We start from the raw sequence: 23,375 nt of genomic DNA on the forward strand, positions 1-23,375 counted from the left end.
CGAGCCCGCGCAGTGCGGGTGGCTTTCAGGCCGGTTCGCGCAGCAGGTGCTTGAGCAGCTTGCCCGTGGCCGTGCGCGGCAACGCCTCGCGCACCTCGTAGACGCGAGGGATCTTGTAGCGCGCCAGCTTCTGTTCGAGAAAGGCGGCCAGCGCGCCTGCATCGAGCACGCGGCCCGGCCGCGCCACCAGCACCGCCGTCACCGTTTCGCCCCACTCGGGGTGCGGTCGGCCGATGACGGCCACGTCCTGCACGTCGGGGTGCGCGCCGAGCACGTCTTCCACTTCCTTCGAATAGACGTTCTCGCCGCCCGTGATGATCATGTCGCGCAGCCGGTCGACGATGAACAGGAAGCCGTCTTCGTCCACCCGTGCCAGGTCGCCGGTGCGGTACCAGCCGTGCGCGTCGAAGGCCTCGGCCGTGGCCTGCGGGTTGTCGAGGTAGCCCTGCATCACCGCCGGTGAGCGCAGGTGGATCTCGCCGACCTCGCCCGCCGCGCAGCGCCGGCCGTCCGCATGGCGCACCTCCACCGCCACGCCGGGCACGCCTGCGCGGCCGATGGAGCCGGCCTTCGCGATCGCGTCTTCCGCGTACAGCACCGTGCCCAGCGGGCCCGATTCGGTCATGCCGTAGACCTGCACGAAGCGGTCGCTGCGGTAGCTCTCGGCCAGCTTGCGCGCCATGTCGGCGCCCAGCGGGCCGCCGCCGTAGGCCCACAGGCGCATCGCGCTGAAGTCGTAGCCCGCCACGTCGGGCGCCACCGACAGCGGCGCGAGAAAGGCAATGGGCGCGCCGAAGGTGAAGGTGATGCGCTCGGCCGCCAGCGTGTCGAGAAAAGCCTTGGGCGCGTACTCGCGCAGCAGCACCACGGTGCCGCCCATCAGCAGCGTGCCCAGCAGCCAGTTGTTGAGCGGCGACGAGTGCCACACCGGCATCGCGATCAGCGTGCGCTCGTTGCGCGAGAGGGACATGCCGGCGGCCGTGCACACCGCCGACATGAACACGTTCTGGTGGCTGTGCAGGCAGCCCTTGGGCTTGCCGGTGGTGCCCGAGGTGTAGAGGACCTGCGCCAGCACGTCGCCTGCGGGCGCCGGTTCACCGGCCAGCGGCGCGGCCTGCGCGAGCAGGTCTTCGAGCAGCGGCATGCCCTCGGCCGGGTTCTCGGTCGCGATCCAGCCGCAGCGGTGCGTGATGCGCGCGGCCTGCGTTGCGAGCGTGCCGTCGAACACGCACAGCCGCGCGCCCGAATGGGCCAGCATGTAGTCGATCTCGGGCGCCTGCAGCTTGTGGTTGACCGGCACCACCGCCGCGCCGAGGCGCCAGGCCCCGAACATCGCGATGACGAAGCCCGGCGAGTTGAAGCACAGCAGCGCCACCTTGTCGCCGGGGCCGATGCCCTGCGCGCGCAGCACGGTGGCCGCGCGCCGCGTGAGATCGGCCAGTTCGGCGTAGGTCCAGGCGCGGCCCGCCAGGCGCAGGCATTCCTTGTCGGGCTGGATGCGGGCGTGCTGGTCGAGAAGGGAAACGAAATCCATCCGTGCCGCCCTCAGTGCCAGGCGGCGCGCACCAGCGCGGCCGGGTCGCTGGTGCCGGCGCTGATGCCGGTGACCGGGCCCCAGTCGGGGTCGAAGCGGCTCGACACGAAGGCGGCCGAGGCCTCGACGCTTGCATGCGTCAGCATCAGGCAGGCCTGCGCCGCGCGCACTAGCCGCTGCGTGAAGCGGCGTGCCTGGCGTTCCAGCTCCTGCGGCGGCAGCTGCACCATGCGGCGCAGCACGTCGATCTCGGTCTGCAGGCGCGGCTCGCCGGTGGCGATGTCCTGCAGCTGGTCGAGCACCAGCTGCACGTCGCCCGGGTTGCGCGAGACGGCGCGCAGCACGTCCAGGCACATCACGTTGCCCGAGCCTTCCCAGATCGAGTTGACCGGCGCCTCGCGGAACAGCCGGCCCATCGGACCGTCTTCCACATAGCCGTTGCCGCCGAACACTTCCATCGCCTCGCCGGTGAGGGCCACCGCGCGCTTGCAGTTCCAGAACTTGGCGGCGGGCGTCAGCAGCCGGCGCCAGGCCGTGTCCAGCGGCGCGGCCGAGCCGAAGCGCGAGGCCAGCTCCATCGCCAGCAGCGTGGCGCTTTCGGATTCGAGCGCCATGTCGGCCAGCAGCTCGGTCATCACCGGCTGGTCGACCAGCGCCTTGCCGAAGGCGAAGCGGTTGCGCGCGTAGTGCGCGGCCTGTGCGAAGGCCTGCCGCATGAAGCCCGCGCTGGCGAGTGCGCAGTCGAGGCGGGTCACTGTCGCCATCTCGATGATGGTCGGGATGCCGCGGCCCTCGTCGCCGACGCGCACGCCCCAGGCTTCCTTGAACTCCACTTCGCTGCTGGAGTTGGAGCGATTGCCGACCTTGTCCTTCAGGCGCTGGATGTGGATGGCGTTCTTGCTGCCGTCGGGCCGCCAGCGCGGCACGAAGAAGCACGACGAACCATGCTCATCGGTCTTGGCCAGCACCAGGTGCCCGTCGCACATCGGCGCCGAGAAGAACCACTTGTGGCCGGTGATCAAAAACTCGTCGCCCCACGGCCCACTGCCCGCGGGCACGGCGCGCGTGGTGTTGGTGCGCACGTCGCTGCCGCCCTGCTTCTCGGTCATGCCCATGCCGACGGTCATCGAGGTCTTGCCACCCAGCGGGATGTCGCGCGCGTCGTGCTCGTTCGACGCGAGCTTGGCGCTCAGGTCGCCGTACAGCGCGGCGTTGCGGCGCATCACCGGGATGCAGGCCTTGGTCATGGTGGTCGGGCAGGTCGAGCCCGACTCGATCTGGCTGTGCATGTAGAGCGAGGCGCCGTAGCCGACCCAGGCCGAAGGCCGCTCGTCGAAGAACGGCAGGTTGGCGATGCCGTTGCGCCGGGCGATCGACATCATCGTGTGCCATGCCGGATGGAACTGCACCTGGTCGATGCGCTCGCCGATGCGCGAGTGCGTGTGCAGCTCGGGCTCGTGGCGGTTGGCGTCCTCGGCGGCGCGCAGCGTGGCTTCGGCACCGTACTCGGCGCCCTGGCGCACCAGTTCTTCGTCGCGCCATGCGGCACCGCCGCGCGCGACCGCGCGGCGCAGTACGGGGTCGCTGGTGTAGACGTTGTAGTCCTTGAGTTCGGGAACCTGGTTGTCGGGGTGGATGCCGATGGTGGTCATGTGCTTGTCTCTGTGGTCGTTGAAGGTTCAGGCGGCCGCGCGTTCGCGCAGCACCAGCGTCTGGGTGGCAAGGCCGATGGGGCCGCGCGCGTCGTACAGGTGCGACACGGTCAGGCCCGCGCCGTCGCCGTGTGCCTCGGTGGCCGAGCGCAGGCCGATCCACTCGCCCTCGGGCGCGCGGAACAGGTTCAGGCTCATGTCGGCGTTGGCGAACAGGAAGCGATCGGCCGGCAGCACCCAGCTCAGGCCGTTGCCGAAGTCGGCGGCGGCCGCCGCGCGCATGGCGGGCGAGTTGGGCGCGCCCTGCAACAGCGGCACCGCGAGGCGGAACCATGCGGCGCACGGGCCCGGCTGGCTGGTGTCGCCCTGCGCCACGCGCGATTCCACGGCGTTCCGATAGAACGAAACGCCTTCGGGCAGGCCGGGGATGCGCACTTGCTCGCGGCAGTCCTGCGGCAACGGCAGCAACTGGCGCGGCGATGCGCCGGGAAAGTCGGCCGACAGATCGGCCGGCAATGCCAGCGGCTGCCGGTGCAGCAGCAGCGCATGCGCCCGCGCCACGACCACATCGCCCGCCAGCAGGTCGATGCCCACGCGCACCGTGGCGCGCGACGACTGCACCTGCACGCGCGTGACCAGCGGCGCCACCGGCACCGGCTTGACGAGCTCGACCGTGAGCCGCGCGAGCAGCCAGTCCACCCCGGGCGCGGCACGTTCGGCCACATGGGCCAGCAGGCCGCAGGGCGCGCCGCCGTGCTGCGCGCGCGGGTCCCACGGGCCGCGCGACAGTTCGCTGGGCTGCCAGGCGTCGCCTTGCCCCGTGTAGACGAAGGCGGCGATGCGCGAATCCTCGGGGGCGTGGTCGGTGTGGGTCATTGCAGAATGCCGTTCGATGGGTCCAAAAATTCTAGGAACAACCCGCCCGCAAGGTGTTCGGGTTCGGCGGTGGTGACGAGCACCCGCGCACCGGCCGCCTCCCCGAGGAGAAAGCCGCGCCAGTCCCGCGCGCGCCACACCTCGCAGGCGCTGCAGGAAGCCTTTGTTCGGCTTTTGGTCGAGAAGGGTTATGCGGCCATCACCATCCGCGAGATCGTGGCCGTGGCCGGCACGGGGCTCGGCAGCTTCTACGAATACTTCGCGAGCAAGGACGACCTGGCGCGCGTGTGCCTGCACCTGCGCTCCAAGGCGCTGCTGCTGGACATGCGCGCGGCCGTTGCCGCGCATGCCGGCCGGCCGCTGCGGGAGATCGTCGATGCGGTGATCGATGCGCAACTCGACGCGCACCGCGAGCAGCCGCTGGCCTGGGGCGCGCACTACCTGTTGGAGCGGCACCTTTCCAGTCCCGAGGCCTATCGCAAGATGTACGACCGTTTCGTGGCCGAGTGGGTGGGCGTGCTCGATGCCGCCGGAGACCTGGCGGCGGATTGCCCGAAGAAGGAAGCGGCCCGCGTGTGCCAGACCATCATCTACGGCCTGGTCGCGCACACCCACATCGGCACGGGCGGACGGCCCGACCTGCAGGCGCTCTCACGCCAGTTGCGTGGCGCGCTGCATGGCTATCTGGACGGCGTGGCCTGATGAAGGGCCGGGATCAGCGCGACTGGGTCTTGTAGCCGCTGACGCCGGCGTCGATGGTGCCGAACACCGTGACGCCGCTGCCCGTCGAGGCCGGCGAAGACGACGAGCTGGCGCTTGCGCCCGACGAGCCCGTGCTGGCACAACCCGAGACCAGCAGGCCCATTGCGATGGCGAAAAAAGCTGCAATGAATGGCTTCACGGAAAACTCCAGGGGAATGGTGGGACTGCGGCCACTATAGGCCGCCGCTCTTTTCCGCCCTGTAACAACATGCCCGCCGGCAGCAGGGTTGTTGTGCAACCCGGCTGCCGGCGGCGCACTGGTCAGCGCGGGTCGGTGGCCAGCAGCATTGCGACCATCGACTGCAGATGTTCCTGCAGCCGCGCGGCACCGGCTTCATTCAGCGCCAGCGTGGCCTCGTCCATGTAGAGCTTGCGGTTGATCTCGACCTGGATGCTGTGCCGGTTCTCTGCCGGCTTGCCATGCCGGCGCACCAGCTCCACGCCCTTGTACGGGTGGTTGTAGTCCACGCTGTAGCCGAAGGCGCGCAGGTGCTCGCAGATCTTCTGCGACAGCGCCGGGTCGGCCGTGCTGCCGTCGCGGTCGCCGATCACGAAGTCGGCATGCGCCAGCCCCGGGAAGTCGGTGGCGTGGCTGCCCGCGATGGCCGGCATCGAGTGGCAGTTGATGTGGATGCTGTAGCCGTGCCGCGCATGCGCGTCGTCGATGGCCTGCGCCACCGCCGCGTGGTACGGCTGCCAGCACAGGTCGATGCGCTGGCGCACTTCGTCCACCGTGAGCGGCCGGTCGTAGATCGGCAGGCCCTCGTCGGTGAGCTTCCAGATCAGGCCCTTGCCCAGGCGCACCTTCGAGAGCACGCGCGGGTCGCTCGACACCGGGCCGGCCCATGGGCCGTCGAGCATGGTGGTGTCGATCTCGCTCATGTCGCGGTTGGCGTCGAGGTAGCTGCGCGGAAAGTGCGCCTCGACCCAGGCCGCGCCCATGGCGGGCGCGAAGGCGTAGAGCTTCTCGACGTGCGTGTCCTCGGCCCGGCGCAGCGTGGCGAGGTCACACACCGGCTGGAAGTCCTCGGGGTAGACCGTGCCGCTGTGCGGCGAGTCCAGCACCAGCGGCGTATGCCCGGCGACGCTCGTCACCTGGGCGCGGGTTTGAATCAGTTTCAGGACTGGATGCATAGGCAGGTGTCGTTCAGTCCAATCGGATGCGCGCGAAAGCGGCCACCTTCTTCATCTTCTCGATCTCGTTCGCGATCTGCTTCGTGAACTCGGCCGGCGTGGTGCCCGAGGCGTACAGCCCCTGCAGCGCCAGGCGCTCGCGCACCGAGCTGTCTTTCAGCGCGGTGGCCACGGCCTGCTGCATACGCAGCGCGATCTCGGGCGAGGTGCCGGCGGGCGCGACCATGCCGAACCACGACGGATCGTTGTTGGCCGCGTAGCCCAGCTCGCCGTAGGTCGGCACGTCGGGCAGCACGTCGAGCCGGCCGTGCCAGGACACGGCCATCGCCTTCAGCTTGCCCGACTTCACGTGCGGCAGCGACGACGCGACCTGGTCGAAGTACACCGGCACCTGGCCTGCGAGCACGTCGTTGATGGCTGGGCCCGCACCGCGGTAGGGGATGTGCACCATCGAGGTTCCGGTGCTGCTCTTGAACAGCTCGCCCCACATGTGGCCGATGGTGCCGTTGCCCGGCGAGGCGTACGACACCTTGCCCGGGTTGGCCTTCAGGTACTTCACCAGCTCGGCGAAGTTGGCGACCGGCAGCACGGCCGGGTTGATGACGACGACGCCCGGCGCCTTCACCAGCTCGCTCACCGCGACGAAGCCCTTGATCGGGTCGTAGGGCAGCTTGGCGTACACGGCCGGGTTGACGCCGTGCGTGGACAGCGTGGCCACCCCGAAGGTCAGGCCGTCCGGCGTGGCGCGGGCCAGCTCGGCCATGCCGATGGAGCCGCCGGCACCGGCGCGGTTGTCGATCACCACGGGCTGCTGGAGGATCTTGCCCAGGGGCTCGGAGAGCACGCGGGCGGTGATGTCGGTGGCGCCGCCGGGCGGGAAGGGCACGACCAGGCGGATCGGCTTGCCTTGGGCAAAAGATATTCCTGGCGCGATGGAAACGGCGGCCAGCGAGGAAATGAAATGACGACGTTGCATGGGATTCTTCCAATGAAGCAGGGAGCGATGGAGCGATTTGCTGCATCACTTGAAGCAAAGGATATACCCGCTAACATTCTGATTTGGAATGTTTTAATGGGCATCCCGCCATGTCGCTGCGTCGTCTCAATCCGCCCCTGAACCTGCTGCGTGCCTTCTCGACGGTGGTGCGCTTCGGCGGCGTGTCGCGCGCGGCCGAGGCGCTGCACCTCACGCAGGGCGCCGTCAGCAAGCAGGTGCAGGAGCTCGAGCGCTGGATCGGCGCGCCGCTGTTCGAGCGCAGCCGCAAGCGGCTGACCCTCACTCCCGCGGGCGAGCGCTACGAGAAAGCCGTGCGCGCCCTGCTCGCACAGCTGGAGGCGGCCACGCTGGAACTCATCACCAGCGGCGACGGCGGCGGCGCGCTGCACCTGTCCGCCCTGCCCACCTTCGGCGCCAAGTGGCTGATTCCGCGGCTGCCCGACTTCCAGCGCCGCCATCCGCAGATCACGCTGCATTTCGTGCCCTTCGTGCATGGCTACGACTTCGAGCGGCCCGAGCTCGACTGCGCCATCCTGTTCGGCGACGGCCACTGGCCCGGCGCCCGCTCGCACTACCTCGCGGGGCAGGACGTGGCGCTGATCGCGCCGCGTGCGACGCAGGCCGAAGTCGTCATCCAGTCGCCGCAAGACGTGGCGCGCTGCACGCTGCTGCGCCACGTGAGCGTGCCGCAGTCGTGGGTGCAATGGCGCGAGACCCATGGCGTGCGTGGGCTCGATCCGCTGGCCGGCCCGCAGTTCGACCAGTTCCAGACCATGATCCGCGCGGTGATGGTCGGCATGGGCGTGGCGCTGGTGCCGCGCTGCCTGGTACAGGACGAAATTGCCTCGGGGCTGGTGGACGAGCCCTTGCCCAACGGCGGCTACCGGGGCAACGAGGGCTACTGGTTCTGCTACCCCGAAGGGCGCGGCCAGCTCGCCACGCTCGATCACTTCCGCAACTGGCTGCTGGCCGAAGTCGATCGCAGCGGGGAGGCTGCGGCGCCGGTTTTGCCCTGACCGGCGCGCTTATTCGCGCTTATTCGGGCTTGGCGCCCGAAGCCTTCACCGCCGCACCCCAGAGCCCGATCTCGCTCGCCACGAAGCGGTCGAACTCGGGCCCGCTCGTGGGCGTCGGCTCGGAGCCCCGCTCGCGGATGAAGCGCGCCATCTGCTCGCTCTTCAATATGTCGGTCACCTCGTGGTTCAGCCGCGCCACGATCTCGGGCGGCGTGCCGCGCGGCGCCATCAGGCCGAGCCAGCCCACGGCTTCGAAGTTCTTCGTGCCGGCCACGCCGGACTCGCGCACCGTGGGCACATCGGGCAACTGCGACGAGCGCGTGGCCGAGGTCACCGCGAGCGGAATCGCCTTGCCCGACTTGATGTGCGGCAGCGCGGCCGTCACCGAATCGACCATCAGCGGGATCTGGTTGCCCAGAAAGTCCGACTGCGCCGGCCCGCTGCCCCGGTACGGAATGTGCGTGATGAACACATGCGCCGCCGACTTGTACATCTCGCCCGACAGGTGCTGCGTGCCGCCGATGCCGGCGCTCGCGTAGCTCAACCGGCCGGGCTCGGCCTTGGCGCGCGCCGTGAGGTCGGCCAGCGTGCGGATGCCGCTTTCGGGCGTGGCCAGGAACACCAGCGGCACCTTCGCGATCAGCGAGATGCCCACGAGGTCCTTGCGCGGATCGAAGCCCGGCTTGGCATACAGCGTCTGGTTCACCGCCATCGCGCTGCCGGCCACCACCAGCGTGTAGCCGTCGGGCGGCGCGCGCACCACGAACTCGGTGCCGATGTTGCTGCCCGCGCCGGCCTTGTTGTCGATGATCACGGGCTGGCCCAGCCGCTTGCCGAGCTGTTCGGCGAGCGCACGGGCAAAGATGTCGGTGGCCTGTCCGGGCGGGAAAGGCACGACCAGCTTGACGGGCTTGTCAGGCCACGCGGCGGCTTGGGCCAGGCCCGCACCGCCCAGCAGCATGGCTGCGGCCAGCGCGGCGGCGAGGTGTCGGCGCTGCATGCCGCGTCAGGCCGCGTCGGGCGCCGAGAGGTGCTTGCCCACGATGCCCGCGAGTTCGAACATCGTCACCTGGTCCTTGCCGAACACGGGCTTCAGCTTCGCGTCGGCATTGATCGCACGCTTGTTGGCCGCGTCCTGCAGGCCATTGGCCTTGATGTAGTCCCACAGCTTCTTGATGACCTCGGTGCGTGCCACCGGTTCGGCGCCGATCACCGCCGCCAGCGAGTCGCTGGGCTTGAGGCCCGCGCCCGGCTTGCGTGGCGTGGCCGCCTTCTTCGCGGCCGGTGCCTTCTTGGCGGCGGGCGTCTTCTTGGCCGCCACCTTCTTGGCTGCAGCCGTCTTGCCCGCGGGTGCGGCCTTGCCGAAGGTCGTCTTGCGCGGCGGGAACTTGCTGCCGCCTTCGCGCGGCGCGAACTCGAAGGTCACCTTGCCCTCTTCGGCGTTCCAGGTCAGGAAGGCCTTGAAGGCGCGGCGCGTGCGCATGCTCACGAACTTGTCGAGCAGGTCAGTCTTGCCAGTGGCGAGCAGCTTTTCCATCTGCGCGCGCTCCACCGGCTGCTGCAGGATGATCTTGCCGGTCTTGAAGGTGCAGCTGGGCGTCGGCTGCGCGTTGGTCGGCACGGATTTTTCGCAGACGTAGTTGCTGCCGTGGTCGAACACCGGCGCGCCGCACACCGGGCACGGGCCCACGGTGTCCTGCTCGCTGAAGTCGACGATCTCGCCGCTCTCGGCGTTCTTGTCGTCGCCGAAGTCGAACTCCAGCTTCCAGTTCCTGGCTTCCTCGTCGTACTTGATGACGATCTCGGACGTGAAGGGCCAGCCCGCCTTGGAGCGGAAACCGTCCAGCGGGCCGATGTGCTTGTCGCGCAGCAGCGCCTCGGCCTCGGCCACCTCGAAGGTGCGCCCGGCCGGCGACTTGCCGAACGAGAAACCGCAGGCGTCTTCGCCGGTGCCGCTCTTGCCGGTGCAGGCGTAGCGGCGGTAGTTTTCCTTCACCACGCCGCCGCAGTTGGGGCACGGCGTCTCGAGCGTGGCGTAGTCGCCCGGCACGGTGTCGCGGTCGTATTCCTTGGCCTTCTTGACGATGTGCTCGGTCATCGCCGCGATCTCGCGCATGAAGGCGTCGCGGCTGAGCGCGCCCTTCTCCATCTGCGCGAGCTTGTATTCCCACTCGCCGGTCAGCTCGGCCTTCGACAGTTCTTCCACGCCCAGGCCGCGCAGCAGCGTCATGAGCTGGAAGGCCTTGGCCGTCGGGATCAGCTCGCGGCCTTCGCGCAGCATGTACTTCTCGGCGATCAGCCCTTCGATGGTGGCGGCGCGCGTGGCTGGCGTGCCCAGGCCCTTCTCCTGCATGGCCTCGCGCAGCTCGTCGTCGTCGATGGTCTTGCCGGCGCCTTCCATCGCGCCGAGCAGCGTCGCTTCGGAGTAGCGTGCCGGCGGGCGCGTCTTCAGGCCCTTGATGTCGGCCGACTCGGTGCGCACGATCTCGCCCGGCTTCACCGGCACGAGGCGCTTGCCGTCCTTGTCGTCTTCCTTCTCGTCGTCTTGCGCTTCCTTGCCGTAGATGGCGAGCCAGCCCGGCTTGACCAGCACCTTGCCGTCGGTGCGGAACGGGTACTTCTTGCCGTTCTGCTCGACCGTGCTGATGCGGGTGGTGACCTGGTGCTCGGCGCTCGGGAAGAACACCGACAGGAAGCGCCGCACCACGAAGTCATAGAGCTTCTGCTCGGCTTCGCTCAGGCCGCTCGGCGCCTGCAGCGTCGGGATGATCGCAAAGTGATCCGACACCTTGGCGTTGTCGAAGATGCGCTTGTTGGGCTTCACATAGTTGCCGTCGACCGCCTGCTGGGCGAACGGCGCCAGGTGCTTCATGCCGCTCTCGGCGAGCATGCCCATGGTCTGCTTGACGACCGGCAGGTAGTCTTCCGGCAGCGCACGCGAATCGGTACGCGGGTAGGTCAGCGCCTTGTGGCGTTCGTACAGGCTCTGCGCCAGCGCAAGCGTGGTCTTGGCGCTGAAGCCGAAGCGGCCGTTGGCCTCGCGCTGCAGCGAGGTCAGGTCGAACAGCGCGGGCGATGCTTGCGTGGTCGGCTTGCTTTCTTCGGTGACGGTGGCGGGCTTGCCGCGCGCGGCATTGGCAATGGCCAGCGCCTCCTGCTCGTCCCAGACGCGGTCGGCGCGCTGCTCGGCATCGGGCTCGCCGTTGGCCAGCAGCGGCGCGTTGGCTTTCTTCCAGTCGGGGTTGAACCACTTGCCGGGGTATTCGCCGGCCTCGGCCGCGAAGTTGCCGTGGATTTCCCAGTAGTTGCGCGAGACGAACTTGCGGATCTGCTCCTCGCGCTCGACCACCACCGACAGCGTGGGCGTCTGCACGCGGCCCACGGTCGTGAGGAAGAAGCCGCCGTCGCGCGAATTGAAAGCCGTCATGGCGCGCGTGCCGTTGATGCCTACCAGCCAGTCGGCCTCGGAGCGCGAACGCGCGGCGTCGGCCAGGCCCTGCATCTGCTTTTCGGTGCGCAGCGCATCGAAGCCGTCGCGGATGGCCTGCGGCGTCATCGACTGCAGCCAGAGGCGCTTGACCGGCTTGCCCAGCGGGTGCTTGCCGCCGGCGTATTGCTCGATCAGGCGAAAGATCAGCTCACCCTCGCGGCCCGCGTCGCAGGCGTTGATGAGTTGCGTCACGTCCTTGCGCTTGGCCTGCTTGACCACCGCGTTCAGGCGCGTCTTGGTCTTGTCGACCGGCTTCAGGTCGAAGTGCGGCGGGATCACGGGCAGGTTGGCAAAGCTCCACTTGCCCCGCTTGACGTCGAACTCCTCGGGCGCCTGGATCTCGACCAGGTGACCGACAGCGCTGGTCACGACATAGCTGTCGTTCTCGAAATGCTCGTCATGTTTGTCGAATTTGCCGGCCACCGGCGTGAGTGCACGGACGATGTCCTGTGCCACCGACGGCTTTTCTGCGATTACCAACGTCTTCATCAACAATTCCTAAAAAAGTTCTGGCCGGCGCCGGGCCGCCTCAAACGGCCTGCGGCCCCCTCGGGGGCAGCGACGACACGCCGTGCGAGAGCGTGGGGGCCACATACAATCTGCGGCTTCCCGCGTGCGCACGCGCACACGCGCATGTGTGCATATTCAAACTAACAGACTTCGGCGATGCCTTCCAAATCCCCCATTTCAGCTGGCCGCGACAGGGACACTCTTCAATCCCCCGAAGGTGAAGAAGAACGCTCCGCCCCGGGACGGACCCGCCGCCGCATCCAGATGCGACGCTCCGACGTCCACGGCAACGGCGTGTTCGCCGTGCAGGACCTGGCCGAAGGCGAGACGCTGATCGAATACAAGGGCGAGGTCATCAGCTGGAAGGAGGCGCTGCGCCGCCATCCGCACGACCCGGCCCAGCCGAACCACACCTTTTACTTCCACATCGACGACGGGCGTGTGATCGACGGCAACGTCAAGGGCAACGACGCGCGCTGGATCAACCACTCGTGCGAGCCGAACTGCGAAGCCGACGAAGTCGATGGGCGCGTTTATATCAAGGCGCTGCGCAACATCGCCGCGGGCGAAGAGCTCAACTACGACTACGGCCTGATCATCGACGAGCCCTACACGCCGAAGCTCTTGTCCGAATTTCCTTGCTGGTGCGGCTCCGAGCAGTGCCGCGGCACGCTGCTGACGCCCAAGGACGAAGACGAAGAGAAGAAGAAAAAGAAGAAGGCCAGGAAAAAGGCCGACAAGAAAAAGGCCGAGAAGAAAGAGGCCAAGAAGGCCGACAAGAAGAAAGCCGAAAAGAAAGTCGAGAAGAAGGCCGACGGCAAGAAGGCGGAAAAGAAGTCCGCCAGGAAAGACAAGTCCGGCAAGGACTGAGCATGAGCAGCAACAGCGGCACCTCGGCCACCTGGTTCGAAGACCGGATCGCCGCGTCCGTCACCCCGCTGCTGCCGGGCTTCACGGTCGAGGCCGTGGCCGAAATCGATTCTTCCAACACCGAGCTGATGCGCCGTGCGCGCGCCGGCCGCACCGAGCCCGTGCTGCTGGTGGCCGAACGCCAGACCGCGGGGCGCGGCCGCCTCGGCCGCCCGTGGCAAAGCGCGCCGCAGCAGGAACCCGCCGCCTCGCTCACCTTCTCGCTGGGGTTGCCGCTGGCGCCCGCCGACTGGTCGGGCCTGTCGCTGGCCGTGGGTGTCAGCGTGGCCGAGAGTCTGGACCCCACGGGCGAACACAAGGTCGGGCTCAAGTGGCCCAACGATGTGTGGGTCAACGACCGCAAGCTGGTCGGCATCCTGATCGAGACCGCGATGCCGCACACTGCGCGGCAAGACGGACAGCGCTATGTCGTGATCGGCATCGGCATCAACATCGGCGCGCGCGAAGGCGACGGCATGCGCACGCCGCCCGCGTGGATGCGCCAATGGCGGCCCGAGGCAAATGCGCCCGAGGTGCTGCGCGAATTGGCCGAGCCGCTGGTGCGCGCCGTGCTGGCTTTCGAGGCCGGCGGCTTCGCGCCTTTTGCCGAACGCTTTGCCGCACGCGACGTGCTGCGCGGGCGCGAGGTGGCGCTGAGCGACGGCACTGCCGGCCTGTGCGAAGGCGTGGCCTGGGGGGGTGAGCTGCAGGTGCGCACCGACGCCGGCCTGCAGCTGATCACCAGCGACGAAGTGAGCGTGCGCCCTCGCGGCATGTCCTTCTGACGCGGATGAAGTTGCGCCTGGCACTCATCGTCTTGCTGCTGGCCAACGCCGGCTACTTCCTGTGGGCGCGCGGCGATCTCGTCGGCTTCGGGCTGGCGCCGGCCGGGCTCAACGAGCGCGAGCCGCAACGCCTTGCGCGGCAGATCCGGCCCGAGTGGCTGCAGATCCGCAAGGAACCCAAGGCCAGCGCGCCCGCGCCCTGATCCGCGCGGGGCATCGGTCGGCGCGCGCGAACATGCGCTGTACCGACCCTGCATTCTTCTTCAGCGGGCCCTTCGCTTCACTTCACGTCACTCCAGGTGCTCGCCCTCGAAGCGCACCGTGAAGAGCGCCCCCGGCGGATGCTTGCCGGGATGCGCATCTTCCAGCTTGACCTGCGCGCGGTGCTGGTTGGCGATCTCGCGAACGATCGGCAGCCCCAACCCCGAGCCATCGGCCTCGTTGCCGAGCACGCGGTAGAAGGGCTCGAACACCAGCTCGCGGTCGGTCTCCGCGATGCCGGGGCCGTTGTCTTCCACCTGCAGCAGCAGCACATGGCCGAAGGGGTCGGCCAGCACGCGCACGGTGATCCGGCCAGGGCGTTCGGGAGGCGCCGAGGGCGTGTAGTTGAGCGCGTTGTCGACCAGGTTGCGCACCAGCTCCTTCAGCAGCGTCGGGTTGCCGTCGAACACCACGCCCGGCGCGCCCGCCTGGGCGCCCTCGTAGCCCAGGTCGATGCGCTTTTCGATCGCGCGCGGCACGGCTTCGCGCACCACCTCGATGGTGAGCCGCGCTAGGTCGCAGGGCTGCTGGTGCGTCATCGCGCTGGTGCCTTCGGCGCGCGCGAGCGACAGCAACTGGTTCACCGTGTGCGTGGCACGCACGCTGGCGCGGCCGATCTGCTTGAGCGACTGCTTCAGCTCGTCGGCATTGGCGCCTTCGCGCTGCGCCAGGTCGGCCTGCATGCGCAGGCCCGCCAGCGGCGTCTTGAGCTGGTGCGCCGCGTCGGCCAGAAAGCGCTTTTGCGTGTCGATGGAATCGTTGAGCTTGTTCAGCAGTTCGTTCACCGACGACACCAGCGGCACCACTTCGAGCGGCACGGAAGATTCGTCGAGCGGGCTCAGGTCGCCGGGCCGCCGCTCGCGGATGCGCGCCTCCACCACCGACAGCGGCTTGATGCCGCGCACCAGCGCCAGCCAGATCAGAAGCACCGCCAGCGGCAAGATCGCGAACTGCGGCAGCAGTACGCCCTTGATGATCTCGGCCGCGAGCACCGACTGCTTCTCGCGCGTCTCGGCCAGTTGAAGCAGGCTGGGCGGCACGTCCTCGCGGTCGCTGGCGATCCAGAGCGAGGCCACGCGCACCGGCTTGTCGTGGACCTCGCTGTTGTGCAGCAGCACGACGTTGGGGCCCGGCGGGTCGTCGACGTTGGGGTGCGGCAGGTCGCGTTCGCCGCTGAGCAGCACGCCGTGGCCGTCGACCAGCTGGTAGTACACATGGCCGGTATCGTCGGCACGAAGGATCTCGCGCGCCGATTGCGACAACGTGAACCGGGGCTCGCCCTCTTTCACCGTCACCAGTTCGGCCAATGCCTTCACGTTGTGCTCGAGCGCGCGGTCGAAGGGCGCGTTGGCAATGCCCTGCGCCACCAGCCACGTGACGCCGATGCTCACCGGCACCAGCAGCAGCAGCGGCGTGAGCATCCAGTAGAGGATATCGCCGAACAGGGAGCGCTGCGCGCGCTGGAAGAGCTTCACTTGGCGTGCCCCCAGGCCTTGCGCACTTCGTGCCGTTTCGCCAACCGCTCAGCGGGGGCAATGCCTGCGGCCCGGCGAAGCCGGTTGCACGGCATTTCCCGCACGCATGGGTACATCAGGACTGGATCTTTTCGAGGCAGTAGCCCAGTCCGCGAACCGTCGCGATGCGCACCGGCCCCTTCTCGATCTTCTTGCGCAGGCGGTGGATGTAGACCTCGATGGCGTTGAGGCTCACCTCCTCGCCCCATTCGCAGAGGCGATCGACCAGCTGGTCCTTGCTGACCAGCCGGCCGGCGCGCTGCAGCAGCACTTCGAGCAGGCCGAGTTCGCGCGCCGACAGCTCGATCATCTTGCCGTCGATGGTGGCCACGCGGCCGGCCTGGTCGTAGACCAGCGGGCCATGGCGGATCGCGTTGCTGGTGGTGCCCATGCCGCGCCGCGTGAGGGCGCGCACGCGCGCTTCGAGCTCCTGCAGGCTGAAGGGCTTGGCCATGTAGTCGTCGGCGCCGTGGTCCAGGCCCTTCACGCGTTCTTCCACGCTGTCGGCCGCCGTGAGCACCAGCACCGGCAGCTGCGAGCCGCGTGCGCGCAGGCGCTTCAGGATCTCGATGCCGTGCAGGCTGGGCAGCCCGAGGTCGAGGATCAGCAGGTCGAATTCGTCATGGGTCATGAGCGCGGTGTCGGCCTGCGAGCCGTTCGCCACGTGGTCGACCGCCGCGCCCGAAGTGCGCAGGCTGCGCAGCAGGGCATCGGCGAGCACCTGGTCGTCTTCGGCAATCAGAATTCTCATGCGCCACCTCCGGCCGGTTCAGGCGCCGCGCTGGCGCCGTTCACATTTGTCTCTCCCTGGCGGAGTCTAGCCCGCTGTGTAGGCTTCCAGTCCGATGGTTACCACGGTGGCAATGTCATCGCCGACGCTGCTGCGGAACTCGCGCTCGGCCTGCGTCACCGCGCTGCGAAAGGCATCGAGCCAGGCCAGCCCGTCGGGGGTGAAGAGCACGCGGCGCGCGCGCGCATCGAGCGGATCGGGCCCGCGCGTGACCAGCCCCCAGGCCTCGCACTGGTCGACCAGCGCGCCCATCGCCTGCTTGGTCATGCCGGCGCTTTCGGCCAGCTCGGTCAGGCGCGAGCCCTCGCGCGCCAGGTGCCGCGTGATGTGGATGTGCGCGGCGCTCACCTGGGCGCGCGCGGCGAGGTTCGACAGGGCCAGGGGCACGTCGAGGTCGTGCGCCATCAGCGCCAGCACGCGCTCGTCGAAGCGGCGCATGGCGTGGCCCAGCAGGCGGCCCAGGTGGGTCTGCCGCCAGGCATCGGGATCGGTCGGGAAAGCTGTGTCGGCCATGGCGGGAAATGGTAAAGCAAACTGACCAAAAAATGGGTTTACTCAAATCCATGAGCCCCTACACTACTGTTCAAGCATCCAGCCTGTGGTTAAAAGCAGATGGATGAAACCCAACACAAACCGTTGATTTTCAAGGAGTTTCCACATGGACGCAGTCGTCAAGGGCACCAGCATCTCGGCCCCTAACAGCGAAAAGGCCAAGGCCCTCCAAGCCGCGCTGGCCCAGATCGAAAAGCAGTTCGGCAAGGGCACGATCATGCGGCTCGGCGAAGGCGAGGCGCTGGAAGACATCCAGGTGGTCTCGACCGGCTCGCTCGGCCTGGACATCGCGCTGGGCGTCGGCGGCCTGCCGCGCGGCCGCGTCATCGAAATCTATGGCCCGGAATCGTCGGGCAAGACCACGCTCACGCTGCAAGTCATCGCTGCCATGCAGAAGCAGGCCGGCACCTGCGCCTTCGTCGACGCCGAGCACGCCCTCGACGTGCAGTACGCCCAGAAGCTCGGCGTGAACCTGTCCGACCTGCTGATCAGCCAGCCCGACACCGGCGAGCAAGCCCTTGAAATCGTCGACTCGCTGGTGCGCTCGGGCGCCGTGGACCTGATCGTGGTCGACTCGGTCGCCGCGCTCACGCCCAAGGCCGAAATCGAAGGCGAAATGGGCGACTCGCTGCCCGGCCTGCAGGCCCGCCTGATGAGCCAGGCGCTGCGCAAGCTCACCGCCACGATCAAGAAGACCAACTGCATGGTCATCTTCATCAACCAGATCCGCATGAAGATCGGCGTGATGTTCGGCTCGCCCGAAACCACCACCGGCGGCAACGCGCTGAAGTTCTACGCCTCGGTGCGCCTGGACATCCGCCGCATCGGCACCATCAAGAAGGGCGACGAAGCCATCGGCAACGAAACCAAGGTGAAGGTGGTCAAGAACAAGGTGTCGCCTCCATTCAAGACGGCCGAGTTCGACATCCTGTTCGGCGAAGGCATCAGCCGCGAAGGCGAGATCATCGACATGGGCGTCACGGCCAAGATCGTCGACAAGTCGGGTGCCTGGTACGCCTACAACGGCGAAAAAATCGGCCAGGGCCGCGACAACGCCCGCGAGTTCCTGCGCGAGAACCCCGAGCTGTCGCGCGAGATCGAGAACAAGGTGCGCGAGTCGCTGGGCATTCCGCTGCTGGCCGCCGATGCCGGCTCGGAACCTGAAAAGGCCGAGAAGCCCGCCAAGGCACCGAAGGCCGACAAGGCCGCCGAGCTGTAAGTTCGATGGCGCGGCCTCTTCGCGGATTCCGCGGGCCGCGCGAATGACTTTTTTCTTCGAATGGCTTTCGGTGCCCCTTCCCTCAAAGGCCGCGCACTGCGCCTCCTGAGCCAGCGCGAGCATTCGCGCGCGGAACTGGAGCGCAAGCTCGCCAGGCACGAAGAAGAGCCCGGCACGTTGGCGAAGGCGCTCGACGAGCTTGCCGCCAAGGACTTCATCAGCGAGCCGCGCGTCGTGGCCTCGGTGCTCAACCAGCGTGCGGCCCGCTCGGGCGCATTGCGGGTGCGCCAGGAACTGCAGGCCAAGGGCATCGCGCCCGAGGCCATCGCCGAGGCGGTGGCCGGCTTGCAGGACACCGAGGTCGAGCGCGCCACGGCCCTGTGGCGCCGCCGCTTCGACGCACCGCCCGCCGATGCGAAGGAAAGGGCCAGGCAGATGCGGTTCCTGATGGCGCGCGGCTTTTCGGGTGCTGTCGTGTCCAAGGTTCTCCGGAGCGACTTCGATGAAGCAGCAGGCGAGTGAAACGCATGGCGCGCCCTCGCGCGTCATCACGCAGCGCGTGGCTTGCGATTGGCGCCGCGCATACAAGGTTGCCGCCGATCCGGTGCGCCTGCCCGAGTGGGCCAGCGGGCTTTCCAGGAGTGCGGTGCTGCCGCAGGGCGACCACTGGATCGTGCGCACCCCCGAGAACGGCGACGCCCGCATGCGCTTTGCGCCGCCCAATGACTTCGGCGTGCTCGACCACTGGGTCGCGCCCGAAGACGTGCCAGAGGTCTACGTGCCGTTCCGTGTGATCGGCGTGGCGCCGGACGTCTGCGAACTGCAGTTCACGCTGCTGCGCCAGCCGCACATGGACGATGCGGCCTTCGCGCGTGATGCGGAATGGATCGTGCGGGATCTGCAGTCGCTGCAGCGTTTGCTCGAAGCTGGTTGACTGGGCCTTCTGATCTGTTCGCGGGCTACTCGGTGGCCGCGTGGTGTGACTGCGGTTGATTCGGGGTGCGTGCGGATGACACCGGGTACTCCCCTCCGCGAATGTCCCCCGGGGCTGCGCCCCTCCTCCTTTATTTCGCTGCGGGGAGCACCCGGTGCCATTCGCACGAGGGCACGCTGTGGGAGTGCCGCCGATCAACCAGTGCTCTGATAACGCTCACGCCGGCGGTGTGCTCCCCGCAGCGAAACAAAGGAGGAGGGGCGGTAGCCCGAAGGCCGGGGGACATTCGCGGAGGGGAGTACGCCGTCGGCGTGGGCGCCGCCCTGAACAACGGCACCTCAACACCAAACAGACCGTAAGCAGGCTTTCTCAGCCGCGCACAACAAGCGGCTCGAACTTGCGCCGCGCCTTCAGTTGCTCCGCATCCCACTCGATGCCCAGCCCCGGCGTCTCAGGCGCCATCGCATGACCGTCCTCGATGCGCAGCCGGCTCGTCGTCAGGTCGTCGAGCTGCGGGATGTATTCGACCCAGCGTGCATTCGGCACCGCCGCGCACAGGCTCACATGCAGCTCCATCAGGAAGTGCGGGCACATCGCGATGTTGTGCGCCTCAGCCAGGTGCGCGATCTTCAGCCACGGCGTGATGCCGCCCACGCGCGCCACGTCGGCCTGCACGATGGAGCAGGCACCCTGCTGGATGTATTCGGCGAACTGCGACGGGTGGTACATCGACTCGCCCACCGCGATCGGCACGCTGGTGCTGGCCAGCAGTTGCGCATGCCCGCGCACATGCTCGGCCGGCATCGGCTCCTCGAACCACGCGAGATCGAGCGGCGCGTACTGGCGCGCGCGGCGAATGGCTTCGGCCACGGTGAAGCTCTGGTTGGCATCGACCATCAACTCGAAATCCGCGCCGACCGCTTCACGCACGGCTGACAGGCGCGCGATGTCTTGTGCGACATGCGGCTTGCCGACCTTGATCTTCGCGCCGAGAAAACCGTCGGCCTTGGCCGCGAGCGTTTGCTCGACCAGTTGCGCGGGCTCGATGTGCAGCCAGCCGCCTTCGGTGGTGTAGACCGGCACGCGCGACTGCGCACCACCGGCCAGTCGCCACAACGGCAGGTCGGCCGCACGCGCATTGCGGTCCCACAGTGCGGTGTCGATGGCCGCCAGCGCCAGGCTGGTGATGGCGCCGACCGCGGTGGCGTGCGTGTGGAAGAACAGGTCGCGCCAGATCGCCTCGTACTGCTGCGGATCGCGCCCGATCAGGCGCGGCACCAGGTGGTCGCGCAGCAGCGCCACGATCGACGAGCCGCCCGTGCCGATGGTGTACGTGTAGCCCGTGCCCACCGAGCCGTCGTCGCAGCGCACGGTGACCATCACGGTCTCCTGCGTCACGAAGGACTGGATGGCGTCGGTGCGCTTGACCTTGGGCGCAATGTCGATCTGCGCGATCTCGACCTGGTCGATCTTCGCCATGATGCTCAGGCTCCGTTGCGCGTCACGTCGGCGGGCAGGTCGGCGCCATGGAACTTCTTGTAGATGGTGTTGAGCTCGCCGCTCTTGAGTTGCGCCTTCACGAAGTCGTCCAGCTTGGCCTTCAGCCGGGGCTCGTTCTTGCGCAGGCCGATGGCCAGCATGTTCACCTTCATCGTGAACTTGGGCTCCATCTGCTTGGCGGGGTTCTTCTCGTTGATGGTCTTCAGCAGCGGCGGTGCGGTCGCGAAGATGTCGGCCTGCCCGCTGATCACGGCCGTGATCGAGGTGGCGTCGTCGTCGAAGCGCACGATCTGCGTGCCGGCCGGCGCGACCTTGGTGAGCTCCTGGTCGTTGGTGGTGCCGCGCGTGGCGATCACTTTCTTGCCGGCCAGGTCGGCGGGCCCGCTGATCGCCATGCTCTTGGGCGCGCCGACCACCGCCAGGATGGCGGCGTAGGGAATCGAGAAGTCGACCACCTTCTCGCGCTCCGGCGTGACCGACATGCTCGAGATCACGATGTCGGCCTTGTCGGTCTGCAGGAACGGAATGCGGTTGGCGCCGGTGGTCTGCACGATCTCGAGCTCCACGCCCAGGCTCTTGGCCAGCAGGCGCGCGGTCTCGACGTCGGAGCCGGTGGCGTTGAGTTTTTCGTCCTTCAGGCCATAGGGCGGCACGGCCAGGTCGATGGCCACGCGGATCTTCTTGGCGGCCGTGATGGTGTCGAGCTGGTCGGCATGCGCCGCGCCGCCGATGAAGGCGAGTGGCAGGGCCAGCGCGAGGGCGGAAATCAGTGCGCCGCGGCGCTTGGCAAAGAGAGAGCGGGTCATCGAAGGTCTCCTGGAGTTGTGAGGATGGGCGCGGGTCTCAAAGCCCGGTGCCAAGGAAATGCTGCAGCTCGGGCGTCTGCGGGTTGCTCAGGATGCTGGCGTCGCCCTCTTCCCAGACCAGCCCCTGGTGCATGTAGATGATCTTGTCGGCCACGCCGCGCGCAAAGGCCATCTCGTGCGTGACCAGGATCATGGTCATGCCTTCGGACGCGAGCTTTTCCATCACCTTGAGCACTTCGCCGGTGAGCTGCGGGTCGAGCGCGGACGTCACTTCGTCGAACAGCATGAGCTGCGGCTTCATCGCGAGCGAGCGTGCAATGGCCACGCGCTGCTGCTGGCCGCCTGAGAGCTGTTCGGGGTAGGCGTCGGCCTTCTCGGCCAGGCCCACGCGCTCGAGCACCTCCATGGCCAGCGCATTGGCTTCGGAGGCGCGCAGCTTCTTCACCGACTGCGGCGCGAGCGTGATGTTCTGCTTGACCGTGAGGTGTGGGAACAGGTTGTAGCTCTGGAACACGATGCCCACGTCCTTGCGCAGCTCACGCAGGTTCAGTGTCGCGTCGTGCACCGCATGGCCGCAGCACTGGATGGTGCCGCTGTCGATGGTCTCCAGCCGGTCGATGCAGCGCAGCGCCGTGCTCTTGCCCGAGCCGCTCTGGCCGATGATGGCGACCACCTGCCCGCGCGTCACCGAGAACGACACGCCCTTGAGCACATGCAGCTTGCCGAAGTGCTTGTGGACGTCGTTGAGTTCAACCACGGGCTGCATTGAGCTTCCTTTCGAGGGCGCGGCTCCACCGCGAGAGCGGGTAGCAAAGAATGAAATAGAGAACCACCGCACACCCGAAATACAGGAAGGGCTGGAAGGTCGAGTTGTTCAGCACCTTCGCGTTGTAGGACAGCTCGGCATAGCCGACCACCAGCGACGCGATCGATGTGTTCTTGATGATCTGCACCAGGAAGCCCACGGTGGGCGGCGTCGCGATGCGCAGCGCCTGCGGCAGGATCACGCGGCGCATGCGCTCCCAGCGCGTGAGCGCCAGGCATTCGGCGGCTTCCCATTGCGCGCGCGGCACCGCCTGGATGCAGCCGCGCCAGATCTCGCCGAGGAAGGCGCTCGCATAGACCGTGATGGCCAGTGCCGCCGCGACGATCGCGGGCACCGAGCCGATGCCGGCGATGTTGGGGCCGAAGAAGCACACGCCCATCAGCACCAGCAATGGCGTGCCCTGGATGACCTGGATGTAGCCCGCGGCCGCCATGCGCACCGCCTTCACTGGCGATACGCGGGCCAGCGCCACGGCAAGCCCGATCAGCCCGCCGCCGACGAAGGCGAGCGCCGAAAGCTGCACCGTGCCCCAGGCACCCAACAGGAGAAAGCCGAAGTGATCGGCCGGCATGAATGTCATGGCGCGGCTCCCTTCACAGCGGCGTGCCGAGCTTGCGCCGGCGCGGAAAGATCAGCATGCCCAGCAGCCAGAAGCCCAGGCGCATGGCGTACGACAGCGCGAGGTACACCACCCACAGCACGATGAAGATCTCGAAGTTGCGGAAGGTGTCCGACTGGATGCGGTTGGCCACGCCGAACAGCTCTTCCGCGCCGATCGACGACATGATGCTGGAGGCCAGCATCAGCAGCACGAACTGGCTGGCGAGCGCTGGGTACACGCGCTCCACGGCCGGGCGAAGGATCACGTGCCAGAACACCTGCAGCTTCGACAGGCCCAGGCATTGCGCGGCTTCGAGCTGGCCCTTGTGGATCGACTCGATGCCGGCGCGGATGATCTCGCAGCTGTATGCGCCGATGTTCACCACCAGCGCGAGCACCGCGCCCACCAATATCGGCATGGTCACGCCCGCGCTCGACAGGCCGAAGATCAGGAAGTAGCTCTGGATGAGCAACGGCGTGTTGCGGATCGCCTCCACATAGGCGCCCGTCAGGCCGCGCAGCCAGCCGTGCCGGCTGTTGCGGCCCAGTGCGCAGACCGTGCCCAGCGCAAAGCCCAGCAGGGTGGCGATGAAAGACAACTGGATCGTCGTCCATGCGCCTTCCAGCAGCAGCGGCCACTGCGCAAGCACGGGGGCGAAATCGAACTGGTAGTTCAAGCAATCTCCTTCGGGGAATCGTTCGCAGGAG

24 protein-coding genes are annotated in these 23,375 nt (G+C 67.8%); 8 read left to right on the forward strand and 16 right to left on the reverse strand.

The window, feature by feature from the left end; genetic code table 11:
* Positions 1 to 25 precede the first annotated feature (25 nt).
* Genes BLQ28_RS18710 through BLQ28_RS18720 form a run of 3 tightly spaced genes read right to left on the reverse strand, consistent with a single transcriptional unit; the run spans position 26 to position 4,062 of the window.
* Entirely contained in the window at positions 26 to 1,534 is a 1,509-nt protein-coding gene (locus BLQ28_RS18710) for a class I adenylate-forming enzyme family protein (protein ID WP_093242526.1), read from the reverse strand.
* Between the two features lie 11 nt (positions 1,535 to 1,545).
* Positions 1,546 to 3,186, reverse strand: coding sequence for an acyl-CoA dehydrogenase family protein (locus tag BLQ28_RS18715; protein ID WP_093242528.1), 1,641 nt, complete (start codon positions 3,184 to 3,186; stop codon positions 1,546 to 1,548).
* A gap of 27 nt (positions 3,187 to 3,213) precedes the next feature.
* A complete protein-coding gene (locus BLQ28_RS18720) occupies positions 3,214 to 4,062 on the reverse strand; it encodes a thioesterase family protein (RefSeq protein WP_093242530.1) in 849 nt (282 codons plus the stop codon).
* Positions 4,063 to 4,134: 72 nt separating this feature from the next.
* Here BLQ28_RS18720 and BLQ28_RS18725 point away from each other — a divergent pair, with 72 nt between their 5' ends.
* A complete protein-coding gene (locus BLQ28_RS18725; protein WP_371126686.1) occupies positions 4,135 to 4,764 on the forward strand; it encodes a TetR/AcrR family transcriptional regulator in 630 nt (209 codons plus the stop codon).
* Positions 4,765 to 4,777: 13 nt separating this feature from the next.
* On the opposite strand, the gene BLQ28_RS18730 is transcribed toward BLQ28_RS18725, so the two are convergent.
* The 3 genes from BLQ28_RS18730 to BLQ28_RS18740 form a co-directional block, all read right to left on the reverse strand.
* Positions 4,778 to 4,963 (reverse strand): hypothetical protein, encoded by a 186-nt coding sequence (locus BLQ28_RS18730; protein WP_093242534.1) that lies wholly within the window; start codon positions 4,961 to 4,963, stop codon positions 4,778 to 4,780.
* 122 nt (positions 4,964 to 5,085) lie between these two features.
* On the reverse strand, positions 5,086 to 5,958 hold the full coding sequence (locus BLQ28_RS18735; RefSeq protein ID WP_093242536.1) for an N-formylglutamate amidohydrolase: 873 nt from the start codon (positions 5,956 to 5,958) through the stop codon (positions 5,086 to 5,088).
* Positions 5,959 to 5,971: 13 nt separating this feature from the next.
* The gene (locus BLQ28_RS18740; protein ID WP_093242538.1) at positions 5,972 to 6,934 is read right to left on the reverse strand and encodes a tripartite tricarboxylate transporter substrate binding protein BugE; all 963 of its coding nucleotides are present in this window, start codon (positions 6,932 to 6,934) and stop codon (positions 5,972 to 5,974) included.
* A gap of 110 nt (positions 6,935 to 7,044) precedes the next feature.
* Here BLQ28_RS18740 and BLQ28_RS18745 point away from each other — a divergent pair, with 110 nt between their 5' ends.
* Positions 7,045 to 7,971, forward strand: coding sequence for a LysR substrate-binding domain-containing protein (locus BLQ28_RS18745; RefSeq protein ID WP_093242540.1), 927 nt, complete (start codon positions 7,045 to 7,047; stop codon positions 7,969 to 7,971).
* Between the two features lie 19 nt (positions 7,972 to 7,990).
* Here the strand turns inward: BLQ28_RS18745 and BLQ28_RS18750 are convergent, their stop codons facing one another.
* Together BLQ28_RS18750 and BLQ28_RS18755 are read right to left on the reverse strand one after the other, a co-directional pair.
* Complete coding sequence (locus tag BLQ28_RS18750; RefSeq protein ID WP_176801161.1) at positions 7,991 to 8,971, reverse strand: tripartite tricarboxylate transporter substrate binding protein; 981 nt, start codon at positions 8,969 to 8,971, stop codon at positions 7,991 to 7,993.
* A gap of 6 nt (positions 8,972 to 8,977) precedes the next feature.
* Positions 8,978 to 11,950 (reverse strand): DNA topoisomerase III, encoded by a 2,973-nt coding sequence (locus tag BLQ28_RS18755; protein WP_093242542.1) that lies wholly within the window; start codon positions 11,948 to 11,950, stop codon positions 8,978 to 8,980.
* 177 nt (positions 11,951 to 12,127) lie between these two features.
* Here BLQ28_RS18755 and BLQ28_RS18760 point away from each other — a divergent pair, with 177 nt between their 5' ends.
* Genes BLQ28_RS18760 through BLQ28_RS18770 form a run of 3 tightly spaced genes read left to right on the forward strand, consistent with a single transcriptional unit; the run spans position 12,128 to position 13,868 of the window.
* Positions 12,128 to 12,841: an SET domain-containing protein gene (locus BLQ28_RS18760; protein ID WP_371126687.1), complete on the forward strand. Its 714-nt coding sequence runs from the start codon at positions 12,128 to 12,130 to the stop codon at positions 12,839 to 12,841.
* 2 nt (positions 12,842 to 12,843) lie between these two features.
* Complete coding sequence (locus tag BLQ28_RS18765) at positions 12,844 to 13,665, forward strand: biotin--[acetyl-CoA-carboxylase] ligase (RefSeq protein WP_093242547.1); 822 nt, start codon at positions 12,844 to 12,846, stop codon at positions 13,663 to 13,665.
* 5 nt (positions 13,666 to 13,670) lie between these two features.
* Entirely contained in the window at positions 13,671 to 13,868 is a 198-nt protein-coding gene (locus tag BLQ28_RS18770) for a sporulation protein (RefSeq protein ID WP_093242549.1), read from the forward strand.
* An 87-nt stretch (positions 13,869 to 13,955) separates the two neighbouring features.
* On the opposite strand, the gene BLQ28_RS18775 is transcribed toward BLQ28_RS18770, so the two are convergent.
* The 3 genes from BLQ28_RS18775 to BLQ28_RS18785 all read right to left on the reverse strand — a co-directional run bounded on the left by BLQ28_RS18775 (position 13,956) and on the right by BLQ28_RS18785 (position 16,743).
* Positions 13,956 to 15,401 carry a sensor histidine kinase gene (locus BLQ28_RS18775; protein ID WP_093242552.1) on the reverse strand — a complete coding sequence of 482 codons (1,446 nt, stop codon included), beginning with the start codon at positions 15,399 to 15,401 and terminating at the stop codon, positions 13,956 to 13,958.
* Positions 15,402 to 15,516: 115 nt separating this feature from the next.
* Positions 15,517 to 16,191, reverse strand: coding sequence for a response regulator transcription factor (locus BLQ28_RS18780; RefSeq protein WP_093242554.1), 675 nt, complete (start codon positions 16,189 to 16,191; stop codon positions 15,517 to 15,519).
* 66 nt (positions 16,192 to 16,257) lie between these two features.
* Positions 16,258 to 16,743, reverse strand: a complete 486-nt coding sequence (locus tag BLQ28_RS18785; RefSeq protein WP_093242556.1) for a MarR family winged helix-turn-helix transcriptional regulator — start codon at positions 16,741 to 16,743, stop codon at positions 16,258 to 16,260.
* A 145-nt stretch (positions 16,744 to 16,888) separates the two neighbouring features.
* Here BLQ28_RS18785 and recA point away from each other — a divergent pair, with 145 nt between their 5' ends.
* Genes recA through BLQ28_RS18800 form a run of 3 tightly spaced genes read left to right on the forward strand, consistent with a single transcriptional unit; the run spans position 16,889 to position 18,935 of the window.
* Positions 16,889 to 18,001: a recombinase RecA gene (gene recA / locus BLQ28_RS18790; RefSeq protein ID WP_093242558.1), complete on the forward strand. Its 1,113-nt coding sequence runs from the start codon at positions 16,889 to 16,891 to the stop codon at positions 17,999 to 18,001.
* A gap of 60 nt (positions 18,002 to 18,061) precedes the next feature.
* On the forward strand, positions 18,062 to 18,523 hold the full coding sequence (recX, locus tag BLQ28_RS18795) for a recombination regulator RecX (RefSeq protein WP_093242560.1): 462 nt from the start codon (positions 18,062 to 18,064) through the stop codon (positions 18,521 to 18,523).
* A complete protein-coding gene (locus BLQ28_RS18800; protein ID WP_093242562.1) occupies positions 18,504 to 18,935 on the forward strand; it encodes a polyketide cyclase in 432 nt (143 codons plus the stop codon). The genes recX and BLQ28_RS18800 overlap by 20 nt, the downstream gene beginning before the upstream one ends.
* A 369-nt stretch (positions 18,936 to 19,304) precedes the next feature.
* Here BLQ28_RS18800 and BLQ28_RS18805 read toward each other — a convergent pair whose 3' ends face one another.
* From BLQ28_RS18805 to BLQ28_RS18825, 5 genes are read right to left on the reverse strand one after another with little or no spacing between them, the layout of a single operon-like run.
* Positions 19,305 to 20,414 (reverse strand): mandelate racemase/muconate lactonizing enzyme family protein, encoded by a 1,110-nt coding sequence (locus BLQ28_RS18805; protein WP_093242564.1) that lies wholly within the window; start codon positions 20,412 to 20,414, stop codon positions 19,305 to 19,307.
* A gap of 5 nt (positions 20,415 to 20,419) precedes the next feature.
* Positions 20,420 to 21,241, reverse strand: coding sequence for a transporter substrate-binding domain-containing protein (locus tag BLQ28_RS18810; RefSeq protein ID WP_093242566.1), 822 nt, complete (start codon positions 21,239 to 21,241; stop codon positions 20,420 to 20,422).
* Between the two features lie 37 nt (positions 21,242 to 21,278).
* Positions 21,279 to 22,007, reverse strand: coding sequence for an amino acid ABC transporter ATP-binding protein (locus tag BLQ28_RS18815; protein WP_093242568.1), 729 nt, complete (start codon positions 22,005 to 22,007; stop codon positions 21,279 to 21,281).
* A complete protein-coding gene (locus BLQ28_RS18820; protein WP_093243426.1) occupies positions 21,991 to 22,638 on the reverse strand; it encodes an amino acid ABC transporter permease in 648 nt (215 codons plus the stop codon). Before BLQ28_RS18820 ends, BLQ28_RS18815 begins: the two co-directional genes overlap by 17 nt.
* A gap of 22 nt (positions 22,639 to 22,660) precedes the next feature.
* Positions 22,661 to 23,344 (reverse strand): amino acid ABC transporter permease, encoded by a 684-nt coding sequence (locus BLQ28_RS18825; RefSeq protein WP_093242570.1) that lies wholly within the window; start codon positions 23,342 to 23,344, stop codon positions 22,661 to 22,663.
* Positions 23,345 to 23,375: the final 31 nt, after the last annotated feature.

The sequence above is a fragment of the Variovorax sp. EL159 genome (assembly GCF_900100965.1).
Lineage (GTDB): Bacteria > Pseudomonadota > Gammaproteobacteria > Burkholderiales > Burkholderiaceae_C > Variovorax.

What these genes read in the sequence shown, in the direction of transcription:
- BLQ28_RS18710 (WP_093242526.1), bottom strand. Translation starts at nt 1,534, where the DNA reads ATGGATTTCGTTTCCCTTCTCGACCAGCACGCCCGCATCCAGCCCGAC.
- BLQ28_RS18715 (WP_093242528.1), bottom strand. Translation starts at nt 3,186, where the DNA reads ATGACCACCATCGGCATCCACCCCGACAACCAGGTTCCCGAACTCAAG.
- BLQ28_RS18720 (WP_093242530.1), bottom strand. Translation starts at nt 4,062, where the DNA reads ATGACCCACACCGACCACGCCCCCGAGGATTCGCGCATCGCCGCCTTC.
- BLQ28_RS18735 (WP_093242536.1), bottom strand. Translation starts at nt 5,958, where the DNA reads ATGCATCCAGTCCTGAAACTGATTCAAACCCGCGCCCAGGTGACGAGC.
- BLQ28_RS18740 (WP_093242538.1), bottom strand. Translation starts at nt 6,934, where the DNA reads ATGCAACGTCGTCATTTCATTTCCTCGCTGGCCGCCGTTTCCATCGCG.
- BLQ28_RS18745 (WP_093242540.1), top strand. Translation starts at nt 7,045, where the DNA reads ATGTCGCTGCGTCGTCTCAATCCGCCCCTGAACCTGCTGCGTGCCTTC.
- BLQ28_RS18750 (WP_176801161.1), bottom strand. Translation starts at nt 8,971, where the DNA reads ATGCAGCGCCGACACCTCGCCGCCGCGCTGGCCGCAGCCATGCTGCTG.
- BLQ28_RS18755 (WP_093242542.1), bottom strand. Translation starts at nt 11,950, where the DNA reads ATGAAGACGTTGGTAATCGCAGAAAAGCCGTCGGTGGCACAGGACATC.
- BLQ28_RS18760 (WP_371126687.1), top strand. Translation starts at nt 12,128, where the DNA reads ATGCCTTCCAAATCCCCCATTTCAGCTGGCCGCGACAGGGACACTCTT.
- BLQ28_RS18765 (WP_093242547.1), top strand. Translation starts at nt 12,844, where the DNA reads ATGAGCAGCAACAGCGGCACCTCGGCCACCTGGTTCGAAGACCGGATC.
- BLQ28_RS18770 (WP_093242549.1), top strand. Translation starts at nt 13,671, where the DNA reads ATGAAGTTGCGCCTGGCACTCATCGTCTTGCTGCTGGCCAACGCCGGC.
- BLQ28_RS18780 (WP_093242554.1), bottom strand. Translation starts at nt 16,191, where the DNA reads ATGAGAATTCTGATTGCCGAAGACGACCAGGTGCTCGCCGATGCCCTG.
- BLQ28_RS18785 (WP_093242556.1), bottom strand. Translation starts at nt 16,743, where the DNA reads ATGGCCGACACAGCTTTCCCGACCGATCCCGATGCCTGGCGGCAGACC.
- recA (WP_093242558.1), top strand. Translation starts at nt 16,889, where the DNA reads ATGGACGCAGTCGTCAAGGGCACCAGCATCTCGGCCCCTAACAGCGAA.
- recX (WP_093242560.1), top strand. Translation starts at nt 18,062, where the DNA reads ATGGCTTTCGGTGCCCCTTCCCTCAAAGGCCGCGCACTGCGCCTCCTG.
- BLQ28_RS18800 (WP_093242562.1), top strand. Translation starts at nt 18,504, where the DNA reads ATGAAGCAGCAGGCGAGTGAAACGCATGGCGCGCCCTCGCGCGTCATC.
- BLQ28_RS18805 (WP_093242564.1), bottom strand. Translation starts at nt 20,414, where the DNA reads ATGGCGAAGATCGACCAGGTCGAGATCGCGCAGATCGACATTGCGCCC.
- BLQ28_RS18810 (WP_093242566.1), bottom strand. Translation starts at nt 21,241, where the DNA reads ATGACCCGCTCTCTCTTTGCCAAGCGCCGCGGCGCACTGATTTCCGCC.
- BLQ28_RS18815 (WP_093242568.1), bottom strand. Translation starts at nt 22,007, where the DNA reads ATGCAGCCCGTGGTTGAACTCAACGACGTCCACAAGCACTTCGGCAAG.
- BLQ28_RS18820 (WP_093243426.1), bottom strand. Translation starts at nt 22,638, where the DNA reads ATGCCGGCCGATCACTTCGGCTTTCTCCTGTTGGGTGCCTGGGGCACG.